This is a genomic window from Rhizobium sp. CF122 (assembly GCF_000282035.1).
Classification (GTDB): Bacteria; Pseudomonadota; Alphaproteobacteria; order Rhizobiales; family Rhizobiaceae; genus Rhizobium.
The window spans coordinates 41,077-63,970 of record NZ_AKKA01000011.1 but is presented as its reverse complement, the minus strand read 5'-3'; the positions used below and the strand labels follow the sequence as shown (position 1 = coordinate 63,970).

Here is a 22,894-nt window from a genome sequence, read left to right as displayed (position 1 = left end):
GCCTATCGCAAATCCGGAGTGCGGTCAAACAATCGCCTGTGGGCACTGATCGCGTAGGTATCGGTCATCCCCGCAAGATAGTCGCCGACATGGCGCGCCCTCGCCGCTTCGGCAAGACCGGCGATATGATCCACCCAATAGTGGCTTTGCATCTCCTTCGGATTGGCCATATAGGCGCCGAAGAGATCGGTCACGATCTGCGCAGCGCCGGCGCGGATGCGCATGATCTCGGGATGCCGGTAGATGCGCTTGAAAAGCATTGCCTTGATCTGCCGGTCGGTTTCAAACATCTCGTCGGAAAATGTCGCGATCACGCGATTGGCCTGGCGAATATCGGTTGCGCTGTTCGGCTTGATATCTGCAAGTCCCCGTTGGGCGACGGAAATGACGTCCTCGACCATCCGGGTGATCTGGCGGCGCATGATCTCGTGGGTAAAACGGCTGGCCTCGAGGTTTGGATAGCGTTCCCGTACCTCCGTCATCAGACCTGCCAGAAACGGGATCTCCTCCAGCATGTCGAAGGTCAGATAGCCGGAGCGAAGCCCGTCATCGATGTCATGCGTGTTATAGGCGATATCATCAGCGATCGCGGCAACCTGCGCTTCCAGGCTTGCATAGGTATCCAGTTCCAGGTCGTGGATCTCGCAATAGTCCAGGATCGGCTGCGGAACCGGCCCGCGCGTGCCGGCACCGTCCTTGGTCAGGAGCGGGCCGTTGTGCTTGACGAGCCCTTCCAGACTTTCCCATGTCAGATTGATGCCATCAAAATCGGCGTAGCGGCGCTCCAACTTGGTGACGATGCGCAGCGACTGGGCGTTGTGATCGAAGCCGCCGTAGGGTAGCAGAACCTCATGCAGCGCATCCTCGCCCGTGTGGCCGAAGGGCGTGTGGCCAAAGTCATGGACAAGCGCCACACCTTCGGCGAGGTCCTCGTCAAGCTTCAGTGCCCTGGCGAGAGCGCGGGCCACCTGCGCAACCTCGATCGTGTGTGTCAACCGGGTGCGATAGTGATCGCCATCCTGCGCGATGAAGACCTGCGTTTTGTGCTTCAATCGGCGAAATGCCGTCGTGTGAACAATGCGGTCGCGGTCGCGCTGAAAATCCGAACGGGTGGGGCTGAGGTCCTCGGGATAGAGCCTGCCGCGTGTCGACCAGGGATCTGCCGCATACGCCGCCCTGTCACTGTTGCCGTATCCCAAAGCATGCCTGTCGATCGTCATTCGTCACCGTTACCTGATATGCAGCCGCCCATTGACGCCGCCTTGCGCTCTTCATACCTATAGAGAGCATAAACGGCAAAGCGATGCTTTCGCAGTCATTTTGCCCGAACCTGCGCTTTCGTGGTATAGAGCGTAAGTAGCTTTGAAATCAGCCGCTTGAAACCAGCGGCTAACAGGTATTCTCTCCGGATCTTGAACCCGGCAGGAGCAAAAATGACGGACGCAAGTGTAACCCTTTCCGATGCCGCGGCAAAACGAATCGCGGCAATCGTCGGCACGGAACCCGGGAAGAGCGCGCTGCGCGTTTCCGTGGAAGGCGGCGGCTGTTCGGGCTTTTCCTACAAGTTCGACCTTGCCGATAATGCGCAGGATGACGACACCGTCGTCGAGAAGAATGACGCCAAGGTGCTGATCGACAGCCTCTCCTTGGTCTATATGGCGGGATCCGAAATCGATTTCGTCGATAGCCTGCTCGGACAGTCCTTCCAGATCAAGAACCCTAACGCGGTTGCAAGCTGCGGCTGCGGCACCAGCTTCTCTATCTGATCGATCCCTCAGGGTATCCACACCGAACCGGCCGAAGAATCTCTTGCGGTCGGTTTAAAGTCTTGTCCGCGCTCGAAGGAGCACGATACAAGAGACCGACGAAGCGGAACAGGACACCCCCATGAAGATCGCGACCTGGAACATCAACGGCGTCAAGGCGCGCATCGACAACCTGACGCAATGGCTGAAAGACTCCAATCCCGATATCGTCTGCCTGCAGGAGATCAAGACGATCGACGAGGGTTTTCCCAGGTTCGAAATCGAAGCAATGGGCTATCATGTCGAGACGCACGGACAGAAAGGCTTCAATGGCGTCGCGATCCTTTCCAAGACCAAGCCTGATGAAGTGAGCCGCGGGCTGCCGGGCGATCCGCTGGACGAGCAGGCTCGCTTCCTGGAAGCCGTGTTTTCGCTTCCCGGCAATCGCGTCGCGCGTGTCTGCTGCCTCTACCTGCCGAACGGCAATCCTGTTGAAACCGAGAAATACACCTACAAGCTCGCCTGGATGGAACGGTTACGCACATTCGCAGCCGAGCGCCTGGCTTACGAGGAAATCCTGATCCTTGCCGGCGACTACAACGTCATCCCGGAGCCGCATGACTGTTTCGATCCAAAGGTCTGGGAGAATGACGCACTGTTCCTGCCGCAGACGCGTCAGGCTTTCCGTCGACTTGAAGGCCTTGGATTGACAGATGCCGTGCGCGCAACGACGGATGCCATTCAACTCTACTCGTTCTGGGATTATCAAGCGGGTGCCTGGCAGAAGAACAACGGCATCCGCATCGACCACCTGCTGCTTTCACCGGAAGCCTCCGACCGCATGACATCATCAGCGATTGAAAAGCACGTTCGTGCCTGGGAGAAGCCGTCAGACCACGTGCCTGTCGTAGCCTATTTCGATTTCGCGGCCTGAGTTAAAGCGCATCGCCTTCAACGTTTCGCGCACCCGCGTTCCAGCTATCGCCAAATACGCCTCCGCTGTCGGGAAGGACGCGCTCAGTCGGCGCCGCTAGCTGCAATCTTGTGAGAAAGCGCCACGGCCGAGCGGCGGTCGCCTTCGCTCGCGACGGAGAAGGCCTGCTCCTGCAGGGACTCCATCCAGCCACAGTCCTTCGGCTTGCAGCGGTCAAGCGCGGCGGTCATCAGTGCGAGCCCGTTGGCTGCCTGGCCCTCCTGGAAGAGGATATTGCCGAACACGGCCATGGCACCGGGATGACCGCTCTTGCGGGCCTGGTTGAGCCACTTCTTTGCCTGCTGCGTGCTGGTGCTGCCCCCTTCGCCCGCCAGCATCATCTGCGCCAGCTGGAACTGCGCCTCAGCGACACCAAAGGTAGAGGCAGCCTGAAAATAAAGCTGACGCGCCTGGTTGAGATCGGTCTTAACAGGGCTGCCGGGAATACCGCGCTTGTAATAGTTGGCAAGCGACAGCAGCGCGTTGACGAAGAAGCCGGTGTCTTCAGAGCCGGGCTCCACCCCTTGCTGCGCGATCTCGCTATAGATCTTGAAGGCTTCGAAGTCATCCTGCGCGACGCCATCGCCGTCAGCATACATGTTGGCGAGCGCCCAGCGCGAGCCCGTATGGCCCTTCTCGGCGGCGTACTTATACGCTTCGACCGCTTCTTCTTTCTGACCGTTCTTATACGCCTTGAAACCGAACTTGAAGAGATCGAAGGGACCGGACTCTTTCGAGACGCCCGACTTGATGTCGAATGCGCTCGCAGGCGATGCAATTGCCGCGCAACAGGCAATGGAAAGCCCCATGAGCATCAATCTGAAAGGTCTGAACTCGGACGTCAGCATTTCACTCGGTTTCTTTCGCTTCCCACCCGTGCGGACTTTCGATCCGCGGATGCATTCCTCCCGGCGAGCGATCCCGCGGTGGGCTCAAAGGCCCCTTTGCCCGCGTCGCATCCAGCCTAAGCCCTCCCTCGAGAGCCTCAATTCCAAGCGCATCGACCCTCTCCGCCCGCTGTCCGGCGCGGCTCGCCTGCGATGCCATCTGCCTCACTCCCGCGGCCAGGACATCTGCCTTTCCGCCGTCGAGATAAAGATAATCACCAATTGTGACCAAACCTGTGTCGTCGTTACCGGACGCTGATTCCGATGATGCCGATCGGTTTGAAAACGAGAAGAAAGAGAGGCTTGAAAGCGCAACGTCAGAGCGAATTTCTGAAGCGGAATCGTCCTGCGGGAAAAGGAAAATGGCGCCGGCCGCGGCAACTTTGCCGTAAGCTTCACCCATCCTAATTGTACCCGTTACGAATTCGCTCATCGTACTCTTTTACGCACACCCTACGCCTGTCATTCCCTCGCCCGTCTACAGCGCTGCGCCTAGTTTGTGGCGGGAAATGGACAATTTCGCCGTCAGATCATCTTACGCAAATGCTGGTAAAAAACTGTTGCTGAATCGTCACAAAATGAGACGTGGAAATGGCATGCTTAACGACCCGTACATAAAGAAAAGCCCGGCAATTTTGCCGGGCTGATCTGAGGCTCATCTTTGTAACTTAGAATTTCACCTTGATGCTGGTCGAGACGGCAGCCACGAGATCGTTGCCGAAGTCGTATGAGACGTCATTTCCGTATGTGACGCCATCTTCCACCAGCACACCAGACGAACCACTCGTCAGGACGCCGAGAGCACCGGCAACGCGCCATTCGATGTTGTCGGTCGGGTTGTAGGCGGCACCAAGACCAACGGTCCAAGTATCGGTCTGTGCGCCATAGCCGTGGCTGGTGCCGCGATCCCAGGTCAGACTGACGGCGCCAGTCCACTGTTCGTTGAACTTGTGACCGATGCCACCCGTAACGGTCCAGCCATCCTGATAGAGCAAATCAAGGGACGTCAGTTTGGTCGGGCTGCTCGACGTGCAGGCCCTGCCCTTCGTTGAGACGGGGCAGAGCGGGATAGATTGAAGGACACTCCAGTTCGTCCATTTCACGGAACCGAACGCCAGCCAATCGGGCGCGATACCGCTCTGAACCTTTAGCTCCAATGAGTCCGGAGCTTCCGCCTCGCCGAAGACATTCGTGACACTCCCAAACGGCGCGGCATTCAGAGGCGCGACCGGCGCCCGGACCTGCGTCAGATCAACCGTGCCACTCAAGCTGTCATACTTTACGCGGCTGTTGTAGACTAAGCTGGCACGTATCCCATACTCTGGAATTTCATATGCGATGCCGGTACGCCATCCCCAACCGTTGTCTTCGAGATCCAGACGACCGATGCCAGTGCCGGTACCGATCAACGAAGGAATCGTGCTGACCAGCCGCTCCTTGAAGCCTTCCACCTCCTGATAGAAGGCGCCGCCGATCAAGCGAAGTTGGCCGGGGCCGACGTCGAATTTGTAAGAGCACGTGGTCGCGTAGTTGTGCGTCTCTATTTTGGTTTCAATGTTGTTGTTGGCGCCAGCCCAGTTGATGCCGGGGTTCGTATGCGCGCCGAACGGCTCCGAATAGTCGAAGAGGCAGTCCACATCTTCGTATCCAGCCTTGAAGCCGACATACGGGACCGCGAAATTCTCCGTCTCATCCGCCGAGTGGGACCTGCTGTTGAGGTTTCCGCCGCCCGTGAGTGCTGACGTATTGGTGTCCGTCACATTCTTCAACTCACGCTGCGGCATGACGTAGAACACGGCCGACTGCGCGGAAAAACGCGACTGATCGAAGAGCAGATCGATATTGTAGCCGCCGCGATCAAGGCCTCCCGCGAAGGACGGCTGCGCCAGCGTCGAAAATAGGGCAAGCGACAGAACGCCGGCCGATGTCATACGAGATGCCAATGTGTCTCCCCCACTCAGGCAATTGCAATGGCGCGACTGTGCAGGCGATGCCGATAAATGGCAACTTTGTGTTCGGGCGTGATTGGAAACTCGGCTAACGGATGTTTTACGTAAAAAATTGACGGGCACGTCAATATTTCTGCAATTTAGAACAAAATTCTATAGATGGTAAAATTACCCACTGCATTGAGGTCGACCATTCCACATTAGCTGCCTCCTGTAACAGGGAAACAACACTCCTGTTTTTCGCCAGAGGCAGCAAGAAAACGTGTGGAATCAAGGTGGGATCCCGGAAATATCGGCAAATCCGGATGCCAAATCCGGAGATCCATATCGACCTTCAGCAAAAGGCGCCCGATTCGACATCGGGCGCCTTTGAAATTACCTGCTACTAAGCGTTGATTTCACACGGCCTCGGATACACGCGACAGTGCAACCCGCAAGCTAGCGATCTGGCCTTGCAGTTCCTCCAAGCGATCACGCTCAGCGGCGACCACTTCAGGATTGGCATTGGCGACGAACTTCTCGTTCGAGAGCTTGCCGTTAATGCGCGCGATCTCACCATCGGCCTTGGCGATCGCCTTCTCGAGGCGTGCTTTCTCCGCGGCAAGATCGATCAGCGTGCCAAGCGGAAGGCAGACAGTCGCCCCAGAGACGACGATCTGCGCGGCACCTTTCGGCGCCTCGCTGGCCAGCGAGATGCCGTCGACACGGGAAAGACGCTTGATCGCAGCGTCATGCCGGACAAGCCGCTCGCGCGTCAGGCTGTTGGCGTCGACGACAACCAGCGGCGCGACCGCCGACGGCGGGACGTTCATTTCGGCGCGAACGGAGCGGATACCGGAAACCAGATCGATCAGCCAATTAATCTCATCGGCCGCACCATCATCGGCATAAGACGGCGCCGGCCATTCGGCGTGGCAGACCAGCGTGTCGCGCTCGCTACCCTCGCCTGCGGTGTGCGCCCACAGTTCTTCCGTCATGAACGGCATGAAGGGATGCAGGAGCTTGTAGATCTCCTCCAGGATATAGGCGGCGCAAGCCTGCGCTTCCTTCTTGGCGCCCTCGTCCGCGCCATTGAACACCGGCTTCAGCAGCTCGAGATACCAGTCGCAGACCTGGTTCCAGACGAAGCGATACAGCGCGCCTGCCGCATCGTTGAAACGGTAGGATTCGAGAGCTTCCGTAACGTCACGTTCCGTACGGGCAAGCTCCGTCAGAATCCAGCGGTTGATCGTCAGCTCGGCGGCTTCGGGCACGAAGTGTGGATCGCTCTTGGCACCGTTCATCTCGGCAAAGCGCGTCGCGTTCCAGAGCTTGGTGCCGAAGTTGCGGTAGCCGGCGATGCGGGCCGGATCGAGCTTCACGTCACGTCCCTGCGCTGCCATGATCGCCAGGGTGAAGCGCAGAGCATCAGCGCCGTATTCGTCGATCAGCTCCAGCGGATCGATGACGTTGCCCTTGGACTTCGACATCTTCTGGCCGTTCTTGTCGCGAACCAGCGCGTGAACATAGACCGTGTTGAAGGGCTCGACCGGAGCGCCGTCCTCATCCTTCATGAAGTGAAGGCCCATCATCATCATACGAGCTACCCAGAAGAAGATGATATCGAAGCCGGTGACGAGAACGTTGGTTGGGTAGTAGCGCTCCAATTCGGGCGTCTTGTCGGGCCAGCCGAGTGTCGAGAACGGCCAGAGCGCGGACGAAAACCATGTGTCGAGAACATCCTCGTCACGCGTCAGGATTTCGCCCGGCTTGAAGTTTTCGAGCAGGTCTTCGACGTAGGCCTTCATCGGGCCTTCGTGCGAGAGATAGTGCTGGATCGCCGCTTGCAGAGCTTCCTCTTCGGTCTTTTCGACGAAGACCTGACCATCCGGGCCGTACCAGGCCGGAATCTGATGGCCCCACCAGAGCTGGCGCGAGACGCACCAGGGCTGGATGTTTTCCATCCACTCGTAATAGGTCTTGTCCCAGCTGCGTGGAACGAGCTTGGTGCGGCCTTCGCGAACCGACGCGATCGCCGGTGCGGCCAGCGTCTTGGCGTCAACGTACCATTGCTCCGTCAGGCGCGGCTCAATCGGAACACCGCCACGGTCGCCATGCGGAACCATGTGCTTATGCGGTTCGACCTTGTCGAGCAGCCCCCCCTCTTCAAAGATACGGACGATGATCTTGCGCGCCTCGAATCGATCCTTGCCTTCGAGCTCATCCCAGGCGCCGTGCAGCGCTGCGGCATCTGGAATGCCTTCCAGGAAATCCTCGTTGTCCTTGAGGGTGATCCGCGCATCGGCCGTGAGTACGTTGACGATACGCAAGCCGGTGCGCTTGCCGACGTCAAAATCGTTGAAATCATGCGCCGGCGTCATCTTGACCGCGCCCGTGCCGGCCGTCGGATCCGGATAGTCGTCGGCGACGATTGGAATGCGGCGGCCGACGATTGGAAGGATCACATGCTTGCCGACCAGCGGCTTGTAGCGCTCATCCTTCGGATTGACGGCAACGCCGGTGTCCCCGAGCATTGTCTCCGGGCGGGTGGTGGCGACGACGACATAGTCGCGCGTTTCCCATTCTGTCGGCTTACCTTCTTCGTCGAAGGCAACCGGATGCTGATAGGTGACGCCGGGCTCCAGCGGATAGCGGAAATACCAGAGGTTTCCGTTGACCTCGTGCTGCTCGACCTCGATGTCGGAGATCGCCGTCAGCAGCTTCGGATCCCAGTTGACAAGGCGCTTGTCGCGATAGATCAGGCCTTCCTTGTAAAGCGTTACAAAGACTTCAAGAACGGCAGCGGAGAGCCCCTCGTCCATAGTAAAGCGCTCGCGCGACCAGTCGCAGGACGCGCCGAGACGCTTCAATTGGTTGAAGATGAGGCCGCCCGATTCCGCCTTCCATTCCCAGACCTTCTCAATGAAGGCTTCGCGCCCCATGTCGCGGCGGCCCGGCAACTGCTGTTCCATCAGCTTGCGCTCGACAACCATCTGGGTGGCGATACCGGCGTGGTCCATACCCGGCTGCCAGAGCACGTCCTTGCCACGCATGCGCTCGAAGCGGACCATGATGTCCTGCAGCGTGTTGTTCAGCGCGTGTCCCATGTGCAGCGAGCCGGTCACGTTCGGCGGCGGGATCACGATGGTGAAGGTCTCGGCGCCCGGCTTGGCATTGGCGCCCGCACGGAAGGCGTCCGCCTCATCCCATTTCGCAGCGATTTTCGGTTCAACGGCAGCGGAATCGTAGGTCTTGTCGAGCATTTGGGGACCAAAATCTGGAGGTTCTTAGATGCGGGTTGTAAATAGGATGGCTTCAGGCAAGTCAATAAAAAAGCCGCCCCGGAGACCGGAGCGGCTCTTTGGGAAAAGGCGTTTCCGATCAGCGGCGCGGGCCGCGCGCCACGCGTTCGATCTCCTCACGCACCAGACGTTCGACCAGCGTCGGCAGATTGTCGTCCAGCCATTCGCGCAGCATCGGGCGCAGCATGTCTTCCGCAATCTCATCGAGAGAGCGACGTTCGGCGCCATCGATCGCGGCAGCGAGCTCCTCGAAGGACCGGCTGACCTGAAGGCCCGCGTCATGCGAGAGCAATGCCGGCTGCTGCTGATCCTCAATGCGGCCTGGCAGCATCTCCTCCGCCATCGGTGTGGCAACGGCGGGAACGGATACCTCAGCCACTTCAACGACAGCCGGTCGCGGCTCCATGGCAACAATTTGAGGCATTTCGAACGGTACTTCCACAGGCGGACGCACGGCAACGATTTTTGGCGCAGGAGCTGAAATGGGGGCTGTCGCGGCTTCAGCAGGTTGCGGAGCCATCGGAGCAGGCATCGGCATCTCACGAGGAGCTTCCAACGCCTCGGCTCTCAGTTCTGTGTTCCTTATGTCCGGCTGCCGAAATGCCGGCGGCACTTCGCGCTGCAACTGGGCAGCGTTCCGCTCCGACGCCGCACGGACGCGCGCAGCGACATCGGCGAGAGACATGGCACGCGGCTGCGCCCCCGGCAGAGGAGCCGAGCCCGCCGAGTTAGCAGCGACGAAACGTGGGTCGGGCTGAGAGACCGGTTCAGGGAATTCCACGCCAGCGTAAGTCTCGTCCACCGTCAAATGAATGTCCGAATCACGATCGTCCTCATCGGCGCCATAAACCGCCGGCAGCGACGCAGAAAGCGCCCTGCCCGCACCAGGGTCATTGCTTTCGATGATCTGGCGGATCGACGCCAGAATCTCCTCCATGGACGGTTCACGCGCTACGCTTGGCTGAGCCATATCTATCCCCGTTATTCCGAAAAACGACCGGATTGCGTGGAATGGGCATCCGAATCACCCGTACCTTAGGATAGCCGATGATTGAAAAAAATCATCGCGAATCAAATGAATGCTGCCATGCACAGCTTTCTGCCACGCTTGCTTGGCACCCCGTTTCGATGGCCGGAAAGAAAGACGGGCGCCAAAAGGCGCCCGTTGAAAATCAGTGATCGCAGCTGTTGATCAGAACACGAATTCGCGCGCCTTGGCAAAACCAGGAAGCGGCTTAACGGAGGCATTGAAGTAGACGTTTTCGGAAACGGTGCCGCGCTCGCTCACAAAGACCTTCGCGCGTGCCGAACCGCCGTAACCCTGTACCGTGACCAGACGGCCACCGTCACGAAGCTGGGAGAGCAAGGAGGAAGGGACTTCCTCGACTGAGCCACTGACGAAAATGAGATCATAAGGAGCGCCGGACGCATTGCCAGCATTGAGTGAGCCTGTGACGACCGACACGTTCGTGTAGCCGGCAAGGTTGGTCCTGGCTTCCGTAGCGAGCGTTTCGTCTTCCTCAACCGCGATCACCGTACCGGCAAGCTGCGAAAAAAGAGCCGATACGTAACCACTGCCAGCGCCGATCTCGAGTACGACATCATCCTTCGTGACCGCCGCAAGCTGGAGCAGCTTTGCAAGCGGCGACGGCTGCATCAGATAGCGCGCAGGCTTGGCGGCATCTGCCGGACAGATTTCGACGTCACTGTCGATATAGGCAAGCGGCTTCGCCTTCTCGGGAACGAAGACCTCACGCGGCACGGTGAGAAAGGCCGTCAGCACGGAATGCGAGGTGACGTCCGTCGTGCGGAGCTGGTTGTCGACCATGTTTGCGCGTGCTGATTCGAAGTTCATTATGTCCTCTCGCCCGGTAGAAGCGGCTTTGTCTGCACGTCTCTTAATCTTAGCACAGCGGCCTTTCAAGGCTTCGCGAATGGCTGCGGCAAGAATTCGGGGTGCGAGCGCCGCCGACGCGGCCCTAGCGCAATCCTTCATGGAACAAAGGAGCGTGCTGTGATATTATTGCAACCGGAGGAATTGAGGAGGAGTAGGCCATGCCGAACATTATCGAATATCTTTCGTTGTTCGACTTCTTCATCATCGCAACGTTGGTTGGCATCTTCTGCTGCGGTCTTTTCGATCGTGAAACAAGCTGACTGCCTACCTTCAGGCCATTGTCAGTTTTTGTCCCGATAGTGTCGTTTCCTTGCGATTCGACGGATGGGACATGGCAATCAAACCGCTCCTGCTGGGCAGCTTCTTCATCTGCGCGCTGCTAGCAATCATACTCCTGATCCCCTTTGTGAGGGTCAGCGCCCCGAACATCGCGACAACCGGCGTGTCACCGATGCCATCGCTGCAGCGGATCAACTGAACGCCAAGCCGCGGTGGAGGTAGCGACTGGAACGCGGGCCGAGAAGTTCTTTTTAGGCAAGAACAAACGACGAAACATACCTTTAAGCTCCAATGGCGGCCGTCAAACGGGACCTATATCGTGTCGCGGTCGATCCCGGAGCCTCCCCAGCCCCTCCCCAGTCGACAACCCGGCCGGGGCCGAATACAGCCGGGGCCGCCCGGTTTACGGCGAAGGCTACTGCAACTCGGTTTCCTCTTCTATGTCGATGAGAATGCCGTGGCGCAACGCTTCTTCCTTGGACAGGGCCTCCTCGATCAGTATAGCCAGCATGTCGGCATGCAGTTCACGGCTCCACCAGTTGCGGTATTTTGGTCGCCGACTTCATAGGCGCTCCTCAGAACTGAAGATGAAGCTTCAGCACCCTACCGAAAACTCGGCGACGCCGAGTTGGTCGTGGGAAACGTCCGCGTAGGCTAGTGCCTTGCGGATTTTCACTATGCCGGTGGAGAAAATGTCGTCGAAGCTTAGCCGTGGAGGGATGGCGCTCCAGAAGCGTCCGACCCGGACCGCCGAGCTGCTCGGCGGGATGAGGTAACTATGACCGGGAGAGGGCGACCAACTTGGCCGCCCCCTCAGCATTGCTGGGACAGAAAACTCACCCCCGCCCTGTCTGCCGCGGACAGGAAGATGGAGCTGATCAAGGAGTGGGTCCGATACCTTCAAAGCCCCGCGTTATCCCCGGCAGACCAGTAAGAGGAGCATAGCGCTGTTGTAAGAGTTGGCCCAGATGGACCTAGGTCCTAGTCCGATTGGAGTAGGTGGATTGGCGAGCTCGCTGCAAACAAATTTCGCGGGATTGAAGCGGCAAGAGACGTGCTGCCAGCTGGCGATTGGACAGCAAGCTGAAAATCGGATTAAGACGCCACTGCCCGATCCGGCATGGCGATAGGTCAACGCGACCTGATCAGAAAATCCGGCCGTAAATCAATATCTTACGGATAGAAAATAGAGTTGGAGGCCTCGCCCGGAATTGAACCGGGGTACAAGGATTTGCAGTCCTCTGCGTCACCACTCCGCCACGAGGCCTCACGCGGTCGAAAAATCGAACCGTGGCGGTCGTTTAGAACCATCCTAGAAAAATCGCAAGAGGGTTCATTCTGAATAATGTCCTTTTTCCATTCTGAATAAGCGTTTCCAGAACGTTCTTCCACAGGCTTGACGTGAGGGTCCAGGAAGACAGATCAAAGGGCCATTACGGAATCGTATCAGGAAGCGGATGCTTCACCTTTCATGCAACTTCTCCTTGAGCGAAGGCCGGAATTCTCTTTTGCTAAAGGTATGCCGACACACCGCTCATTTCCCCCGCCGCGATATCGGACAAAGAAGCAGCCACCGCCGCTTTTCACCATGCAGACTTTCTACCTGGCGATCATCGTTGGCGGACTGGCTGGCTACGTTGGAACGGACCTACTCACGTCCTCGACGCCGCTTGCGGCCTTCTCCAGCGCATGCAACATCAAGGGCAACGTCAGCATCAACACTGGCGAGCGGATCTACCACGTCCTAGGCAAAAAATATTACGACGAGACCAAGATATCGCAACTCCACGGGGAGCGGTGGATTTGCAGCGAGACAGACGCGCGAGCTGCTGGCTGGCGGAAGGCGCGATCCTGAATTGTTGCCGGTTCCTAGTGAGGCAGAGCCGGCGTGCCCGCTCCCATTCGTTCCCCGAGGCTGAAAGCTTAACCGCCCGAAGGCCTCATTGATGCCGCTGATCAGGCAGCCTATCCCCTGCGGGATTTCGTCAGTTCGCCTGTCAGCCGCGGGCGATATTGCATTTACTCGGATCTTAAAAGCTGCATGAGCCGTCGCCTCTGGCCTTGAAGCCATCCGCGCAGGCGAGGTTCAAAGGTTCGTTCAGCGAGCGGGCCCCCGGCCCACCGGGGGTACATGACGAACTGATTGCGGCGAGCAAGAGAAAAGCGAAAGCTGCGATTGGCTTGTGCAAGCGGATCATGGGAACTCTCCAAATTGAGCATCCTACAAGGCCTGACCGCCGAAACCTTCCGATCCCAAATAAATCAGTGTTAGTTCCGGGTTCGGACCTGCTGAAACAGCTAAGCGGCGGTAAGCATCCCACGTCCCCAGCAGGTCGTGCTGTTCAAGCGACGCGCGGAAAGGTCAAGGGACAGCCATGACATGATGAACCTGTACTCGCCTGTTGGAAAGAGGAGAGGCGAGAATCCATGTTTTTGAAGGATATGTACGACGAACCGCCTGAGCGAACGTGATCTTGCCTCTCACCTTGAGCTCGTCGATCACCGTAAACGCGGCAAACCTCGACCCGGAAGCGTGGTGATGATCCCGGTCACCCTGCCGCAAAAACCGGCAGGATTTCCAATCGACAGGCCCGCCGGTTTCTTTGATCAACCATTAGTATGGCGAGTAGCACTGCCGCCGCGGGCCATAATATGGCTGATAGGTGTTGTCATATGCCCGATAGGAGCGGTAGCGGCTGTAACACCAATCGACGTGCGAATTGCCGATCGGGCCAACCCGTGGCTGTGAAGCAATGAGGCCGCCGATGATTGCCCCCGCCGCCAGACCACCGATCAGAGCGCCGGCATCATTGTCGTGACGGCGATAGTAGTCATCACGATAGTAGCGCCTACCATAGTGGCCGTGGCGATAGCCACCGCAACGATAGACGCTGCATCGATCGTAGTTGCGGTTGTTTCTCGCGCCAGAATCTCCAAACGTGCCGCGGCTTTGAACCGAATGCTCGTCACCCGAATTTTCGGCAAAGGACGGTCCGATGCCCGACAGGCTCGTCGCAATTGCCAATACCAGTACCGCAAGCTTCTTCATTCCAGCACCTTCTCATTTCCTGCCTGTCTCGCGTTGGAAAACGCTTAGAACTTTAACGCTCAGTCAAGTCTCAAGTTCCCTGGCTCCTATTGTAATGCACGGCGCAAAAGAATCTTGGCAGGTGCAATTGTGACACTTTAATTGCAAGCCCTGCCAATTTATGACGAGCTTCTAAAAATTCTCAAACGGATGGATGGAATGCTCAGCTGGTTTCGTAGACTTTTGCCGCGTGAAGACCGGTTCTTTGACCTTTTTGCCCAGCATTCCCGGACGATCGTTGGCGCCGCCGAAGCGCTGAACGAATTGCTCGCCGGCAAGGATACCGAGCGGCATTGCGATCGGATCGTCGCGCTCGAAAACGATGCCGACAACATCACCCGCGAGGTGCTGCTTGCGGTTCGCCGGAGCTTCATCACACCTTTCGACCGTGTCGATATCAAGGATCTGATCCAGTCGATGGATGACGCGATCGATATGATGCACAAGACTGTCAAGACGATCCGGCTCTTCGAGCAAACCCAATTCGATCCACGCATGCAAGAAATGGGCGTGGCAATCGTGCAGGCCGCCCATCTCATCGCCGAGGCGATCCCACTGCTTGATCGCATCAACGCCAACGCTCCGCGGCTCATGGCGATTGCGGAGGAAGTTACCCGCGTGGAAGGACGCTCCGACGAGTTGCACGATCACGGCCTGAAGGAACTCTTCCTCCGTCACGGCGCGTCAAATGCGATGGCCTACATCATCGGCAGCGAAATCTACGGTGAACTCGAGAAGGTCGTTGATCGCTTCGAAGACGTTGCCAACGAAATCAGCGGCATCGTGATTGAGAACGTTTGATGGACGCCACCCTCGCCTTTCCGCTGCTCGCCGGCCTGATCGCGATCGCGCTGTTCTTTGACTTCCTGAATGGCCTGCATGATGCCGCGAATTCGATCGCAACGATCGTTTCCACGCGCGTACTGCGGCCTCAGTATGCCGTCGTCTGGGCAGCTTTCTTCAATTTCATTGCGTTCCTGTTCTTCGGTCTCCATGTTGCCGAAACCCTTGGAACCGGCATCATCGACCCCAATATCGTCACGCCGCTGATCATCTTCGCGGCACTGATGGGCGCGATCGTCTGGAATATCGTAACCTGGATCTTCGGCATCCCGTCCAGCTCTTCGCATGCTCTGGTGGGCGGGCTGGTAGGCGCCGGACTAGCAAAAGTTGGCTTCAGCTCAATCGTGTGGAGCGGACTGCTGAAGACAGCGGGCGCGATCGTCATGTCGCCGTTGATCGGCTTCATGCTGGCGCTCTTCCTCGTGCTTATCGTCTCCTGGATCTTCGTTCGGCAGACACCCTTTGCTGTCGATCGGACGTTCCGCGTCCTGCAATTCGTATCCGCCTCTCTTTATTCGCTGGGCCACGGCGGCAATGATGCGCAAAAGACGATGGGCATCATCGCCGTACTTCTCTATTCGCAGGGTTATCTCGGGGGAAGCTTCCACGTACCGCTCTGGGTCGTGCTCTCCTGCCAGACGGCCATGGCGCTTGGGACACTCTTCGGCGGCTGGCGAATCGTCCATACCATGGGGTCGAAGATCACCCGTCTGAACCCTATGCAGGGGTTCTGCGCGGAGACAGGCGGCGCTCTCACCCTCTTCGGAGCCACGTGGCTTGGGATTCCGGTTTCCACGACCCATACGATCACTGGCGCGATCATCGGCGTTGGCGCCGCGCGCCGCGTCTCGGCAGTCCGTTGGGGCCTAGCAGGCAACATCGTCGTTGCCTGGGTGATCACGCTCCCGGCTGCCGCGCTTATTTCGGCGCTCTTTTATTGCGTGGCGGGCCTTTTCAACTGATTTAAGGGGCGGGTTTCCGCCTCTTGCTCCACCAGACGGAGAATCGCCGCCGCATCCGACGCACGAGATGCAGGTCGTGCGACAGAACGATGAATCCCAACGGAATCATCCAGAAGCCGAGAACGGGCAAGAATCCCAAAACTCCACCCAGGATCAGCAGCATGCCGATCGTCATTCTGGCGAGGCGCGACCGTGGAAGCGGAATACTTACGGAGCCCAGAACGAGATGGCCGGTGTTGTGATCGATGCCAAATCGCTTGGCTCCCGATTTTCCAGTGGTATCATGTGCTTCAGTCATCCACAGGAGATGGGGTTATACAGAACGAATACAAGCGGATGTCATTTTTTTGAAAAAACCGCTTGGCAAATCGGGCAAGCATTTGTATTAGGCCACTCACACCGCGGCGAGCGGTGATCCCTGGTAGCTCAGCGGTAGAGCATTCGACTGTTAATCGACAGGTCGCCGGTTCGAATCCGGCCCGGGGAGCCAGATTCAGAAGGGCTGCGTCACAAGCGCAGCCCTTCGTTTTTCTAGCGTTTGCAAATACTTAGCAACACCCCCTCAAGCCGGACCAAGAGCAGCATTTGCCTGCCTCTTGCTGTTTTGGCTACATTTTGGGATACATTGCGGACTACATCGGGACGAAAAGCCGAAGGAAGCCGCCCCTCATGGCCAATGACGATATCTCGCGATACGTGGTCAAACACCCTACCAGTGGCATTTATCGTTACTACAGACGCGTGCCGATTGAGGTCGCGCCGCTAGACGGCCGCGTCCACGTCAAGCAATCGCTGAAGACAAAGAATCACAAGGAAGCGCTCAGCCGCGCCGAGAACGTCCACCAAGCGCTTGAGACGCTGTGGAAGGCGCTTCTGCATGGCGAGGGCAAGGAATCGTCTGTGGCGCGCTACGAGGCCGCTCTGAAAGCCGCCCAATCGCTTGGGTTCACCTACAAGCCGGCGACGGACGTTGGAGAAGCCGACCTCGCCGAGTTCGAGCGTCGCATCGCCGTGGCGGAAGACGCGTTCGACCGGTCTGAGACGATTTTGGACGCGGTCATGGGGACAGCCGACCAGCCGGCGCCTACGCTGAGCGACGTCTGGAAGCTCTACGAGGAGCATAATGAGGCGGGGATGACGGGCATGTCCCCCGACCAGCTGCGCAAGCACAAGAACTCACGCCTGCGTGCTATCGATTACGCCAAGAGCCAACTTGGCGAGAACATGGAACTCGGCCGGATCGTTCGCGCCGATATACTGCGCTACCGCAGCTGGTGGACGCAGAAGGTGAAGACCGAGAACCTGAAGGCCTACACGGCGAATCGCAGCTTCAGCGACATGCTCGGCATGCTCACGGTGATCGATGAGGCGCTGCACACAAACTACAAGGAAGTCTGGACGAAGAGCCGGATCAAGGAAACAAACGCCAACAAGCTCGACAAGCGCCGGCCCTTCTCGGTTGACTGGATACAGAACAAGATCCTCGCCCCCGACGCGCTGCAGACCATGAACCTCGATGCCCGCTGCATCGTCTACATCATGATCGAAACCGGAATGCGGCTGGGCGAAGTCTGCAACCTTCGCCCCCAGGACATCGTTCTCAATGACGAGGTGCCGCATCTGGAGGTCGCGGAGCGCACCGATCGCCGCCAGAAGACTGAATACTCGATCCGGCGCATTCCGCTTGTCGGCGTCGCGCTGTGGGCAGCGAAGCAGTATCCGGAAGGCTTCCCGCGCTACCAGGATAAGGCGGACGTCGCGTCTGCTCTGATCAACAAGATGATGAAGAAGGAGGAGCTGCGCCCTACCCGGCTTCATACGCTCTATTCCTTCCGCCACACGTTTCAGGATCGCATCGAGAACGCTGGCGTTTCCGATCGCATGCAAGCGGACCTGATGGGGCACGAGTTCGGCCGGCCGGTATACGGCGACGGCTCGGAGATGAAGCGGCGGCAGGCGCTGCTTGAATCGATCAAGTTCAAGTGGATGGAAGCTGAGCCCAAATCGCGGAGTTGAACATGCGACGATCTTTACCTTCGATCTGAAACGTCCCCAATTATTATTGTTGATCGTCGCATGGCTCGAACGTGTTTTTCCACGATCCGCCTTTAACGCAAACATATGTGTCGCCACTCAGGCAAATCTTACTTCCGATAGGACGGCAATCGTTCTTGTCAGGGTCATACCAGCAACAGTCTGCTGGTGGACTTTGCTTGTCTTTTGGGACAATCGTGAACGACGCCACTCGTCCGGAACTCGATATAATCGATAGCTGCTTAGACATCACTTCCCCCTGAGTAATTTAAACATGGCGGAGCTTAACTATCGAAACCGCAGCGAAACATATGGCAACGCCAGCGCAACCAAAACTATAGTAACGTCATGCGTTCATTCTAATAGCTTCTCAAATAAATTCAACGCACAAATTGCACTGTTTACACAGGTACTAAAATTGATTAAACTTTAAGTACCGACATTATAGTTTTCGCGTTTGCGGCTATACTACCTTCGTGAAATCGACAATTTCTTCCGAAGGAACGCTAATCTGCGCTTATGCGCTTTTGACGTGCGGAATAATGCTGTAAAACTTGGGGGAGAGAAATGCGTGCTCTGGTATGTGCTGTGGCATACTTCTCATTTTCCATGTGCGTCTTCGCACAGGCGCAAAAGCAACCCGCCCCACCTGACCTGCCAGAAACAACAGCCACCAACTTCTTAAATCCTCGCTTAGCTGAAAAGCCCCAACCCCGGAACATGACCTACAAGGGGAAAAGTATAATGGCTTTCACAGAGGCTGAGGTCCCAGTAGAGGCCGTCGGAGACCCACAGGCGTATGCGTATCACGAGAATAGCGCGTTAGGCTTGGGAAAAGGCTTCGACCCGCGGGATGTGTCCCAATACAAACGAGGCTGCATAAAAGGTCAGCAAGTTGCGATCGACACTGGGCCGGTCGACACTAATTTGCGAGTGATCTACGTCCGAGATCGTAACCAGTTAAACTTTTCCATGAACTACGATTCAAAGGCGGACGCTGCTTTCTTGACTGCAAAAGGCTCCGCTCGCTTCTCCGTTGACACTTCGGGTGCGTTCGACTCGGACGCCATCACTGTTGTGATGACTGGGAAGACGGACTTCGGTAGGTGGGGGCTTGATGCTGACGCTGATTTGACTGAAGACGCTAAAAAGTTGTTGTCAGACGGAAAGAAATTCGCCGAAATTTGCGGAACTCGCTATGTGGCTGCGGAACGCAGGGGGGCATCTGTCTCAGCTGTGATCACAATTTCCCGTGTTAGTTCGGAGTTCAAAACTGAATTTGTTTCAGAATTTGCAGGAAAAGGCGGCTGGGGCGACCTGTCCGCGAGCGCAAAATCGAAACTTACGCTTGCTCTCCGGTACGCACGATACCAGTCCCGCGCCAACGTACAGGTTTTCGCAACAGGCGGTGGTGGCCTGTCGTCTCTCAAGGAAGGGCTAGAAAAGATCCCTTTAGATGAGAAGGATCCGCTGTCAAAGACGTTTGAGGCGCTGGGTGGCTTTCTTAATGGCTTCACGGCAGCGAACGCCGCGCCGATACGATATTATGTGGCCAGCATGAAGCAATTCGGATGGGATGAGTACTCCGTAGATCCTTGGACCGACGCTAGGGAGGAAAGTCTGCGTACGCTCGTTCAATGGTATCGAAACGCATCATTGGAGGTCGAGCTTTATCAACAATTGCACGACACGAGCTCTCTCCTTTACAGGTACCTCGGCTCCGAAAGGGCGACCATAGAACTAAAGGACGAAGAAGAAGCCAAGCTGTTGAAATTTGCAGACGCTAAAGCGCACGCGACATGCAAACAAGAAACCAGACTCGTGGCTTGTTCGATGCCGGCCTACGGTGCGATTGGGTTTTACAACATCGTTGCGGAGCTTGGTCCCCCGAAGATGTTGTTTCAGTGCCTGACAAATCCCGGAGCGATTTTTACTGACGAGCAAAAAACGCGATTGATCCTTAGCACAGCGAGGAATGTTCGTTTTGAGTTTGTAAAGGGATTGATGCCGGGTGCCGAGTTCGTCCAATGTTCGTTCTCGATTGACCTTGCAATGTTGGGAGACGAGTACAAGAACATCGTTGCCAGCCGACAGGGGTTTGACTACGCAACCGGCGGTGAAGATTGGGTCCACGACTGGCGTGCGGGTGGTGGCGGCATGTACTTCTGGTACCTCTGGCCGATTTACAACAACCCGCCGGGTTTCGAGAACACCATAATTGAGTGGTTTGGGAAACATCGCGGGGACTTCTCAGGTACGTACTTTATTGAGTTTGAGGATAGGCTGAATCGTCGTTTTCGCCTGCCCTTTTATACCGCAGCATGGCATGGCACAGGCGGAGGGCTAACTAAGTTCGAGTGGGAGGTGCTTCAATAACGGCGTCTTGGCGCACGGGACCTTGGCAGCGCAATCTTTTTCGAAGCGACTTTCGATCCGCCCTCGCGTCGAGTCAATCAGCGTCCTGTCAACCCTTGGGCTTACCTTTGCGGCTAACGATCGCCTTCGCCTTTGCCTGGAGTTTCGCGCTGCGTTCATCCAGCAACTCGATCAAAGTGTGTTCGATGAGCTCGAAGCAATCAAGCAAATCATCAAAGTCGGCGCCCCCCTCATGGCTCCCAAAATTTCCAACATACCGAAGTGCATCTAGAGCTATTTTATGTCCGGACTGAGTTTCATTCAGTAGGTCAATTCGCTCTGCCAGGTCGAGATCGCCTGATTTGCCGTTGCGCTTTCTCCCTTCACGCGCAACCGCTAACTGATCGAGCAATGTTTCGATGAAAATTCGAAGCCTGTTGGCACAGGCACCCCTATTCATCCAGAAAAGCTCGAAGGCTTGAATAAGATGCTGTCGCGGTACAGCCTCCAACTTCTCCGGCCAGGTGATGATTGGTGGCGCGGGCACCATTGCTCGCGGTACTACCGTTTTATCGTCGTAGGTATCGTATTCTTCAGTTTCGGGGTTGAAGATATCCTCTTCACGGGATGTGTAATCACCGCTAACTGCGACAACCTCCCCACAAAACCTGAAGTCGCAAATCAGAAAACACGTAAACCGCCCTTCCGACACACCACCCATCTCTAAATGTGAGAGTGCGGTTGATACGTGTTGTGGCTGAAGGCGATAGAAGTGTTTAGCATAGCTTCTCAAGTGCCCATTCCGACAACGCGGGCACGGTAAAAGGGGAAACGAACCGTATTTTGTTCTCCATAGTCTGCGGTCCACTTTGCCTCCAATCGCCTGAACCCATTACGATTATTTAAGAAGAACCGCCTATCAGAAGCTGTGCACTGGTGGAAGACGGATCGATGGCGACAAGAAGTATTACTGATCAGGAAATCTCTCTGATCAAAGGCATGCTTGAAAAGGGGATGAAGAACACAGAAATTCAGTTTTTCTTCAACCGGCCCGAAAGAAAAGTGAATACCGGCCGCATCTCCCAAATAAAAGGTGGCTCCTATAGCACCTCGGCCGCGATTAAAGCCGCCGACCCCGCCGTCGTCGAAACGTTTATTACCTCGTTCCGCAGAAAGACTGCGAATTCAGGCGAAGATTCTGGTCCGACAGGAGAAGAAACCCTCCGCAGCCTTTTCCATGAGGTTACACCCGGCGAGCACTTTTTCCGTCTGGGCGAAAGCGACCGCCATGAATGTAAAGAGGACTTTGGTTTCAAGCATTCCGGGAAGTGGCTCAGAGCGATTGCTGCTCTTGCAAACAACACCGGGGGTTACGTGATCTTTGGCGTGAAGGATAAGAATGTTGTCAACGGCAATGTTGCTGCGGATAGCTATAAAGTCCTAGGAATGAAAAGCCCCGAGTTTGAGAACGCAGACCCCGTGGACTTCACGTCGCGACTTAAGGCTGTTTTTGACCCCACGCCCAAGATCGAAACTGCACTCTTGGAGTTTTCTCCAGGCCAAAAGGTCGGAGTAATTTATGTCCATCAGCATCCCTCGCGACCAGTCATCGCGCTGAAGAATGAGGGCGGCGATCAGGTGCGAGAAAGTGACATCTTCTTTCGTTACCCCGGTCAGTCGTCACGCATCAAGTATAGCGATCTTCGAGCAATTTTGGACGATCGTGATCGAGACTCAAGACAACAGATCCTGCCAATGGTCGAAAGGCTACTCGCGCTTGGCCCATCCCATGCTATGGTCGCCGACCTAACCGATGGAGTGCTCACAAACGGGGCTCGGTCACTGGTGATTGGTGACGAGCTGTTAGGCAAAATCAATTTCATCCAGCAAGGGCAATTCGACGAAAAGGAGGGGGCCGCCACCCTTAAGATCGTCGGCGACGTTTATGCTGTGGATGGCGAAGGTCAGGTGATCCGGCGCGGCTTCGTAACCCCGGTGGACCTGATTCGAGACTTTCTGTCTGCGGATTCGCCGTACGATCCGAAAGACTACATTCGTTGCGCGGTCGAGGCCGGGAATGGAGGGTGGTTCCCACTTCACTACTACGCGCACAAATCAAATCTTAACTTGGAGGCACTGACAAGCCTGATTGAAGGCACCAAAGCTCCCCTGAAAAGGAAGCAACTTTACGTCGACCGGGTACGAAATCACGATAGCGCTTTCACTAAAGCCGGAGGAGCAGCGCCAAAATATAGAGCTGGTTTAGACAGAGGCTTACTTCCAAAGACGCCGGAAACAGCCAAAGACGCTCTAACATTTGCGCGAGCAATAGGCTCATTAGAGAGCCAACCTCCAATCGACGTAAAGAAGCTTTTGGCGCTCCTCAAAATATGCTGGGACTTTGCGGAAGGTATAGGATCAAGCGAGATGAGCGTGATAAGGAAGGCTGCAGCCCGCATTGATCAGCTATATTTTGCGGAGTAACATTAGACCCCATGCCGGGCCACGAAAATCCAAAGAAAACAACACGGTTAGCTAAAGGCTGGACACCAGTTCTTGCCACGCAATCATTACGTTTTTCGGAAAAGTGTCCAGCCATCA

At 56.6% G+C, this 22,894-nt stretch carries 19 protein-coding genes and 2 tRNA genes; 11 read left to right on the top strand and 10 right to left on the bottom strand.

All coding sequences use genetic code 11. The annotated features are described in order from the left end of the window. Window positions 1-2: 2 nt before the first annotated feature. Window positions 3-1,220 (bottom strand): deoxyguanosinetriphosphate triphosphohydrolase, encoded by a 1,218-nt coding sequence (locus PMI09_RS03385; RefSeq protein ID WP_007788896.1) that lies wholly within the window; start codon window positions 1,218-1,220, stop codon window positions 3-5. Window positions 1,221-1,433: 213 nt separating this feature from the next. Between PMI09_RS03385 and erpA the strand changes: the two genes are divergently transcribed. Then, window positions 1,434-1,766: an iron-sulfur cluster insertion protein ErpA gene (gene erpA / locus PMI09_RS03380; RefSeq protein WP_007788894.1), complete on the top strand. Its 333-nt coding sequence runs from the start codon at window positions 1,434-1,436 to the stop codon at window positions 1,764-1,766. Window positions 1,767-1,887: 121 nt separating this feature from the next. Then, window positions 1,888-2,679, top strand: coding sequence for an exodeoxyribonuclease III (gene xth, locus PMI09_RS03375; protein ID WP_007788892.1), 792 nt, complete (start codon window positions 1,888-1,890; stop codon window positions 2,677-2,679). Between the two features lie 83 nt (window positions 2,680-2,762). Here the strand turns inward: xth and exoR are convergent, their stop codons facing one another. From exoR to PMI09_RS03350, 4 genes are all read right to left on the bottom strand, one after another. Then, window positions 2,763-3,566, bottom strand: coding sequence for an exopolysaccharide production regulator ExoR (gene exoR, locus PMI09_RS03370; RefSeq protein WP_007788890.1), 804 nt, complete (start codon window positions 3,564-3,566; stop codon window positions 2,763-2,765). Window positions 3,567-4,273: 707 nt separating this feature from the next. After that, the gene (locus PMI09_RS03360) at window positions 4,274-5,548 is read right to left on the bottom strand and encodes an OmpP1/FadL family transporter (protein ID WP_007788889.1); all 1,275 of its coding nucleotides are present in this window, start codon (window positions 5,546-5,548) and stop codon (window positions 4,274-4,276) included. A gap of 404 nt (window positions 5,549-5,952) precedes the next feature. Next, complete coding sequence (locus PMI09_RS03355) at window positions 5,953-8,796, bottom strand: valine--tRNA ligase (protein ID WP_007788887.1); 2,844 nt, start codon at window positions 8,794-8,796, stop codon at window positions 5,953-5,955. 118 nt (window positions 8,797-8,914) lie between these two features. Continuing rightward, window positions 8,915-9,805, bottom strand: coding sequence for a PopZ family protein (locus PMI09_RS03350; RefSeq protein ID WP_007788885.1), 891 nt, complete (start codon window positions 9,803-9,805; stop codon window positions 8,915-8,917). Window positions 9,806-9,882: 77 nt separating this feature from the next. On the opposite strand from PMI09_RS03350, the gene PMI09_RS32500 reads away from it, so the two are divergent. Continuing rightward, the gene (locus tag PMI09_RS32500; protein ID WP_274533071.1) at window positions 9,883-10,014 is read left to right on the top strand and encodes a hypothetical protein; all 132 of its coding nucleotides are present in this window, start codon (window positions 9,883-9,885) and stop codon (window positions 10,012-10,014) included. Between the two features lie 13 nt (window positions 10,015-10,027). On the opposite strand, the gene PMI09_RS03345 is transcribed toward PMI09_RS32500, so the two are convergent. After that, window positions 10,028-10,690 carry a protein-L-isoaspartate O-methyltransferase family protein gene (locus tag PMI09_RS03345; protein WP_007788883.1) on the bottom strand — a complete coding sequence of 221 codons (663 nt, stop codon included), beginning with the start codon at window positions 10,688-10,690 and terminating at the stop codon, window positions 10,028-10,030. 373 nt (window positions 10,691-11,063) lie between these two features. On the opposite strand from PMI09_RS03345, the gene PMI09_RS31640 reads away from it, so the two are divergent. Continuing rightward, window positions 11,064-11,210 carry a hypothetical protein gene (locus PMI09_RS31640; RefSeq protein WP_007788879.1) on the top strand — a complete coding sequence of 49 codons (147 nt, stop codon included), beginning with the start codon at window positions 11,064-11,066 and terminating at the stop codon, window positions 11,208-11,210. Window positions 11,211-12,204: 994 nt separating this feature from the next. Here PMI09_RS31640 and PMI09_RS03340 read toward each other — a convergent pair. Further along, window positions 12,205-12,278 (bottom strand) — tRNA-Cys (locus PMI09_RS03340). A 321-nt stretch (window positions 12,279-12,599) separates the two neighbouring features. Here PMI09_RS03340 and PMI09_RS03335 point away from each other — a divergent pair. Continuing rightward, window positions 12,600-12,866, top strand: a complete 267-nt coding sequence (locus PMI09_RS03335; RefSeq protein WP_007788877.1) for a sunset domain-containing protein — start codon at window positions 12,600-12,602, stop codon at window positions 12,864-12,866. 759 nt (window positions 12,867-13,625) lie between these two features. Here PMI09_RS03335 and PMI09_RS03330 read toward each other — a convergent pair. Then, complete coding sequence (locus tag PMI09_RS03330) at window positions 13,626-14,060, bottom strand: BA14K family protein (protein WP_007788873.1); 435 nt, start codon at window positions 14,058-14,060, stop codon at window positions 13,626-13,628. Window positions 14,061-14,258: 198 nt separating this feature from the next. On the opposite strand from PMI09_RS03330, the gene PMI09_RS03325 reads away from it, so the two are divergent. Further along, window positions 14,259-14,900, top strand: a complete 642-nt coding sequence (locus PMI09_RS03325; RefSeq protein ID WP_007788871.1) for a DUF47 family protein — start codon at window positions 14,259-14,261, stop codon at window positions 14,898-14,900. Beyond that, window positions 14,900-15,904, top strand: coding sequence for an inorganic phosphate transporter (locus PMI09_RS03320; RefSeq protein ID WP_007788869.1), 1,005 nt, complete (start codon window positions 14,900-14,902; stop codon window positions 15,902-15,904). The genes PMI09_RS03325 and PMI09_RS03320 overlap by 1 nt, the downstream gene beginning before the upstream one ends. Before the next feature lies 1 nt (window position 15,905). Here the strand turns inward: PMI09_RS03320 and PMI09_RS31985 are convergent, their stop codons facing one another. Next, on the bottom strand, window positions 15,906-16,202 hold the full coding sequence (locus PMI09_RS31985; protein WP_007788867.1) for a hypothetical protein: 297 nt from the start codon (window positions 16,200-16,202) through the stop codon (window positions 15,906-15,908). A 117-nt stretch (window positions 16,203-16,319) separates the two neighbouring features. Between PMI09_RS31985 and PMI09_RS03310 the strand changes: the two genes are divergently transcribed. The 3 genes from PMI09_RS03310 to PMI09_RS03300 all read left to right on the top strand — a co-directional run bounded on the left by PMI09_RS03310 (window position 16,320) and on the right by PMI09_RS03300 (window position 20,314). Next, a tRNA-Asn gene (locus PMI09_RS03310) sits at window positions 16,320-16,394 on the top strand. Window positions 16,395-16,573: 179 nt separating this feature from the next. Continuing rightward, window positions 16,574-17,920, top strand: a complete 1,347-nt coding sequence (locus PMI09_RS03305) for a site-specific integrase (RefSeq protein WP_007788865.1) — start codon at window positions 16,574-16,576, stop codon at window positions 17,918-17,920. Window positions 17,921-18,505: 585 nt separating this feature from the next. Beyond that, entirely contained in the window at window positions 18,506-20,314 is a 1,809-nt protein-coding gene (locus PMI09_RS03300; RefSeq protein ID WP_007788863.1) for a hypothetical protein, read from the top strand. Between the two features lie 88 nt (window positions 20,315-20,402). On the opposite strand, the gene PMI09_RS03295 is transcribed toward PMI09_RS03300, so the two are convergent. Next, complete coding sequence (locus tag PMI09_RS03295) at window positions 20,403-21,086, bottom strand: DUF4145 domain-containing protein (protein WP_052026502.1); 684 nt, start codon at window positions 21,084-21,086, stop codon at window positions 20,403-20,405. Between the two features lie 158 nt (window positions 21,087-21,244). On the opposite strand from PMI09_RS03295, the gene PMI09_RS03290 reads away from it, so the two are divergent. Beyond that, entirely contained in the window at window positions 21,245-22,777 is a 1,533-nt protein-coding gene (locus PMI09_RS03290) for an AlbA family DNA-binding domain-containing protein (RefSeq protein WP_007788859.1), read from the top strand. The last annotated feature ends 117 nt before the right edge of the window (window positions 22,778-22,894 follow it).